Genomic DNA, 4,985 nt, shown 5'->3' with positions numbered 1-4,985 from the left:
CCAACCCCAAGGTCCCCAAGGACCGCCACCCCAGCCCCCGTTAATAAAGACCGTACTCGTGGCGGGCTCACGTACTTCCAACGGCCACAAATACACGGTACCGGCCCGCAGTCGCGGGTAAGGATACTCATACCCTCCAATCTTTTCCATCTGCACCCCCGCCACCGTCCCCACAAAGGTAAGTTCCCTTCCCGCCGCGTAAAGCGCCGGGTCGTAGAACCCTGGGGCACAGGCGATAAATCGCCCTTCATCGGACTTTTTCCGACCCAGATAAGGCCGTCCATCCTGATGTAGTGGCAGCGCCATTACCGTAAAGCAGGTCTCCTGAGCCTTCGGCTGCGCCTGAATCAGTATTCCACCCCAGCGCACCAGCTTTCCGTTTTCCGCCCCCGTCTGCGCCTGACGCGGTGTAATGGGCGGAAACTGCCCACTCACCGGCGTAACCGTTGCGCACCCCCCCAAAACCATCACCGCAATCACACCCGTCAATGCCTTCAATGTGTTCATTGCACTCTCCCGCATCGCCATCATTCACAGACAAACACCACAGTGTGGACCATTTCCTGAGCACATTACTGCGTCAAACCAAGTGGCTGCAGGACCATATCAAGCGTCACAAAAGTTTCACCAGCCGGCACATGCCGACAAACGATCTCCCGCACGGTCACCAGTGGCAACTTTTTCGGCAACCCCAGTCGGTGTCCGTTCACACTGTCCAAGACAATTCCGCACAAAGCCCGCCACCAGTGACATTAAAAAGGCGCAGACGCATCCCCTGCGCTTCTGCCAATTGACGGGCAATAGCCAGACCAAGACCACTACCCTCACTATGCCCACGCGCGTCATCCAGACGAATGAATGGTTCAAAAACTTTCTCCAGATCCGCTTCCGGGATTCCCGGGCCGGCATCGCACAGACGCAACAGGAGATGCCCCGGCATTTTCTTAAACTCTGCCGTCATCCTCCCGCCGCCGTAACGCAAAGCATTATCTAAAAGATTGGACAGCAGACGGCGCAAAGCCTCCCGGTCTCCCCGGAAGGGATAACGGCGCGGTAATACCGCCTCCCAGTGGCCGCCCTCCCGCGCGAAATCCGCGCCCACTTCGGTCAGCAATACCACCAGATCAAAATCCGCCACCTTCGCCGCCATACCACGACCCAGCGCAAGAGATTGGGCCAGCAACTCATCCATCCGCTCCATATCCTGCAACATACCATCCCGAAGACGTTGCGGCGTGGTCTTCGGCAACAGTTCCCAGGCCATACGCAGGCGCGCCAGCGGTGAACGCAGATCGTGGGAGATTCCGGCCAGCAACAACGACTGATGATTAATCATCGCCTGTAAACGGGTTCGCAGGTTATCGAAAATATTGAGGATATCCTGGAACTCATAAGCACCGCCGCGCGGCAGACTCGGCAGAGGTGCCTTTAACGATCCACGCAATGCCTCTGAAATCACGCCGAGAGGCCGTAATACCCGGCGTACCAGAATCATCGTCAGCACCAACAGCGCGAGTGTTGAAAAAGCCAGCACAAAAATCATGGCGACAGGAAGAGACGATGCCAACCGTCCTCGGTCAAAATGTACCCAAGCCGTTTGTCCGGAAACAGTAACCGGCACCCAAAACGTACGCACGCTTCCGCCCAACACATCCACACGCACGGGGTTTCCTAAGCGCCTGGCCAGCGCGCGACTCAGCAACCAGCCATATATATGCCCATGGGTGTGCTTTATGGAACGATCCAGATGCGCGGCAATTTCTATCCCATTGTCGGCCTGCAGACTGGCTAAAAAAATGGGGCGCTCTTGCGGAGACAATTCGGCATAGGTTTTCGCACTGATCACAATCAAACCTGCCAGATCCTCCGCCGAGCGCTCGGCCAGCGGATATAGCACCGTAGCCACAATGATCACCAAGGTCAGAATCTGTAGAACAACAATGCCCAGCCCCAAGGTCCAGGCCGTTTGCGAAAACAGGCTGCGTCCGCGCCACAGGCTCATGGGACAGGCATGAACCGATATCCAGCGCCACGCTCTGTCTGCAAAAAGCGTGGTTGCCGGGGATTCTCTTCAATAATTTTGCGCAGACGGGTCACCCGCACATCTATACTCCGGTCAAAGCGCCCGTCCTCCTCTCCGCCCAACAACTGCAGCAGAAGATCGCGACTCAGTATACGTCGCGGGCGCTGCGCGAAGACCAGCAACAACTCCATTTCCGCCGGATTTACGTCAATCTCCATATCACCACGATAGAGTTGCCGCTCGGCCATATGCAAACGGAAATCACCAAAGTGGAGTTTTTCGCCACCCTCGTCTTTCCCGCTGCGACGTAACAAGGCCCGCAAACGCGCCACCAGCTCCCGCGCATTGAAAGGTTTTGCCAGATAATCATCAACACCGCTTTCCAGTCCAAGGATACGTTCTTCGTCTTCGCCACGGGCCGAGAGCATAAGAATAGGAGGCCCGCCATCCTTACTGCGCAACTCTTTGGCGAGACTGATGCCATCCTGTCCCGGTAACATCCAGTCGAGCACCATCACATCCACCGGACCCGCCGCCATTTGTTGACGCATCTGCTGTCCATTAGCCGCCAATAGCACCGCGAAGCCCTGAGCTTCGAGAAACTCCTGCAGCATGGCTGCAAGCCGCTGATCATCATCCACTATCAAAACGACTGCCATCTCGGCCTCGCAAAACCCTTTTCCGGAAATATTCTCGAAATATGTCAGAGTTACTATACCACCATAGGCAGCAACGGTACCCAAACCAAAAGGTGGAGTGGAGCGAAAGGGTCAGACAATCGGTCGACATAAACTTTAAGGGCGGGCGATTGCAACACAAGTTTTGTAGCGGTTGTTTTGCGGCTATTGGACGGACTTCTGGTCCGTCTTTTTTTGTGTCTTTAAAGCGATGGTATACTAGTCCAGATTCGCTCAACAAGGATACCGTATGGACCCCAAAGCACACCGTCTCGTCTGGATCGACCTGGAGATGACAGGCCTGCGACCAGAACAGGATCAGATTCTGGAAATCGCCACACTGGTCACGGACAACAACCTGCGGATTCTCTGCGAAGGCCCGGTATTGGCCGTGCATCAACCGGAATTCGCACTCACGGCTATGGATGACTGGAACCAGCGTACCCATGGCGCTTCCGGTCTCCTGCAACGAGTCCGCGATAGTCGCCTGGATACGACCGCAGTGGAAACACAAACGCTGGACTTCCTGCACCAACATGTCACAGCAGGTACCTCACCGATCTGCGGCAACAGCGTATGTCAGGATCGCCGCTTTTTAGCCCGCCTGATGCCGCGGCTGGAACGTTTTTTTCACTACCGGATGATGGATGTCAGCACCATCAAGGAACTTGCCACGCGCTGGTATCCACATCTGCCCAAATTCCCCAAAGCCGAGCGCCACGAAGCGCTGGCCGACATCCGCGAATCCGTTAGTGAGCTCGCTTACTATCGCGAGCGGCTTTTCACGCAGACATCATCATTGCCAAACTCCGAGGCCGAATAGATCTCGGGATCAGTCCGGCCGCTGCCTATTTCACCGGTGTCGGCAAGTTTTAATCAGGTCGGCTCTTACCCGCAGCACAATGCTCTCAGCCAGCACCCGACAACGTAAATAGTCACCGTCTGCCGCCTCCTCCCATTCCAGCGGCATTACCAGTTCCATAAAATGCGTGCCCGTCCCTGCGTCGGCCCAGTGCAGATGCATCTGCTCCGGTGTTAAGATGGCAATCTGCAGCCGTTCATACATTTGGGGCGGGGTGGGTGCAGTACTGGTCATGGAGGCTCCAACGCGGTGGATATCGATCTCTTCTACGAACTCGCCGTGCCTGCCCATCTCGGCCGCAGCGAGGGCCAGGTTTATCATGAAACGCTGGATGAGATCAGCCTCGCCGACACCCTGGGTTTTCACGGCATCTGGCTTGTGGAACACCATTTCATGCGCGAGTATTCCCACTCCAGCAGCCCGGAAAGCTTCCTCGCCGCAGCCAGCCAGCGCAGCAAGAATCTGCGTCTCGGCCATGCCGTCGTTGTTCTGCCATACAATCATGTCGTGCGCGTTGCGGAACGCGTCGCCGCCTTGGACATCCTCAGCCATGGCCGCCTGGAACTGGGCATAGGGCGTGGCTTTTCTCCCAAGGAATATCAACTTTTTGGCAGCCAAATGGCAGACAGTCGACGTCATATGCAGGAAGGCTTACAAATTCTTCGCCAAGCAGGCGGTGGACCCTTCGGCCATCATGGAAACCTCTATAATTTCGATGAACTGGATATTCTTCCCAAACCCCTCCAACAACCTCATCCACCATTGTGGACGGCAGCCGTGAGCCCGACGACTATCCAATGGGCAGCGCAGGAAGGCATTGGCGTGCTCTCCGGACCATTTAAACCCTGGTTCCTCATCAAACAAGATCTGCGTGCCTATAAAAAGATCTGGCGACGACACCATGGAGACGGTCCTTTGCAAAAAGGCCAGAATGCGGGTTTTGCCATGACCATTGGCTGCCTATGTCTGGAGGATGCGGCGGAAGCACGGCACTGGGCCGAGGGCTTCACCTGGTATTACCAGCGGCTGCTGGATCAGACCCGACCGGTCCTCGCACAACTCAAGGAAAGCTATGAATACTATCACCGTCTCGGCTTTCTCGAACCACTGTTGCGCCGTGGCCTCAGTCTGCGTCTGCTAGAGACCATGGGTATGGTCGTGGTCGGCGATCCCGACACCTGTCGTCAGAAACTGGCCCGTTACGCCCGGGCAGGCGTGGATCGGCTGATTTTGGCCGTCGGTGCCGGGATGGTCCCCAGCGCCGTAACTCAACGCTCGCTGCACCTGCTCGCCGACGAGGTGTTACCCGTTCTGCGCGGTACCCCCCCCCGATAATGCAAGTGCTGGTCACAGGTGCGGCAGGGCATACGGCGGCGGCGCTGTTACCCGCTCTGCTCGCCCACCCGGACATCCACCGGGTCAT

6 protein-coding genes are annotated in these 4,985 nt (G+C 56.7%); 2 read left to right on the top strand and 4 right to left on the bottom strand.

The window, feature by feature from the left end:
• From HF921_RS07895 to HF921_RS07885, 3 genes are all read right to left on the bottom strand, one after another.
• A partial coding sequence (locus HF921_RS07895) for a Slp family lipoprotein (RefSeq protein ID WP_215893627.1) occupies positions 1 to 507 on the bottom strand: 507 nt, incomplete at its 3' end.
• Between the two features lie 199 nt (positions 508 to 706).
• Positions 707 to 2,002, bottom strand: coding sequence for a sensor histidine kinase (locus HF921_RS07890; protein ID WP_215893626.1), 1,296 nt, complete (start codon positions 2,000 to 2,002; stop codon positions 707 to 709).
• The gene (locus HF921_RS07885) at positions 1,999 to 2,682 is read right to left on the bottom strand and encodes a response regulator (protein WP_064219737.1); all 684 of its coding nucleotides are present in this window, start codon (positions 2,680 to 2,682) and stop codon (positions 1,999 to 2,001) included. The genes HF921_RS07890 and HF921_RS07885 overlap by 4 nt, the downstream gene beginning before the upstream one ends.
• Before the next feature lie 268 nt (positions 2,683 to 2,950).
• Here HF921_RS07885 and orn point away from each other — a divergent pair, with 268 nt between their 5' ends.
• The gene (gene orn, locus HF921_RS07880) at positions 2,951 to 3,523 is read left to right on the top strand and encodes an oligoribonuclease (RefSeq protein ID WP_064219736.1); all 573 of its coding nucleotides are present in this window, start codon (positions 2,951 to 2,953) and stop codon (positions 3,521 to 3,523) included.
• A gap of 30 nt (positions 3,524 to 3,553) precedes the next feature.
• Here the strand turns inward: orn and HF921_RS07875 are convergent, their stop codons facing one another.
• A complete protein-coding gene (locus HF921_RS07875) occupies positions 3,554 to 3,796 on the bottom strand; it encodes a hypothetical protein (RefSeq protein ID WP_226834399.1) in 243 nt (80 codons plus the stop codon).
• Between the two features lie 15 nt (positions 3,797 to 3,811).
• On the opposite strand from HF921_RS07875, the gene HF921_RS07870 reads away from it, so the two are divergent.
• Positions 3,812 to 4,897, top strand: a complete 1,086-nt coding sequence (locus HF921_RS07870) for an LLM class flavin-dependent oxidoreductase (protein WP_215893625.1) — start codon at positions 3,812 to 3,814, stop codon at positions 4,895 to 4,897.
• Positions 4,898 to 4,985: the final 88 nt, after the last annotated feature.

This window comes from Acidithiobacillus ferriphilus (assembly GCF_018854775.1).
GTDB lineage: Bacteria > Pseudomonadota > Gammaproteobacteria > Acidithiobacillales > Acidithiobacillaceae > Acidithiobacillus > Acidithiobacillus ferriphilus.
The sequence above is the reverse complement of the archived record's forward strand: the minus strand, read 5'-3'. Positions and strand labels throughout refer to the sequence as shown.

Bases quoted from the DNA above. Each gene is read 5' to 3' on its own strand.
- HF921_RS07885 (WP_064219737.1), bottom strand. From the start codon at position 2,682: ATGGCAGTCGTTTTGATAGTGGATGATGATCAGCGGCTTGCAGCCATG.
- orn (WP_064219736.1), top strand. From the start codon at position 2,951: ATGGACCCCAAAGCACACCGTCTCGTCTGGATCGACCTGGAGATGACA.
- HF921_RS07875 (WP_226834399.1), bottom strand. From the start codon at position 3,796: ATGACCAGTACTGCACCCACCCCGCCCCAAATGTATGAACGGCTGCAG.
- HF921_RS07890 (WP_215893626.1), bottom strand. From the start codon at position 2,002: ATGAGCCTGTGGCGCGGACGCAGCCTGTTTTCGCAAACGGCCTGGACC.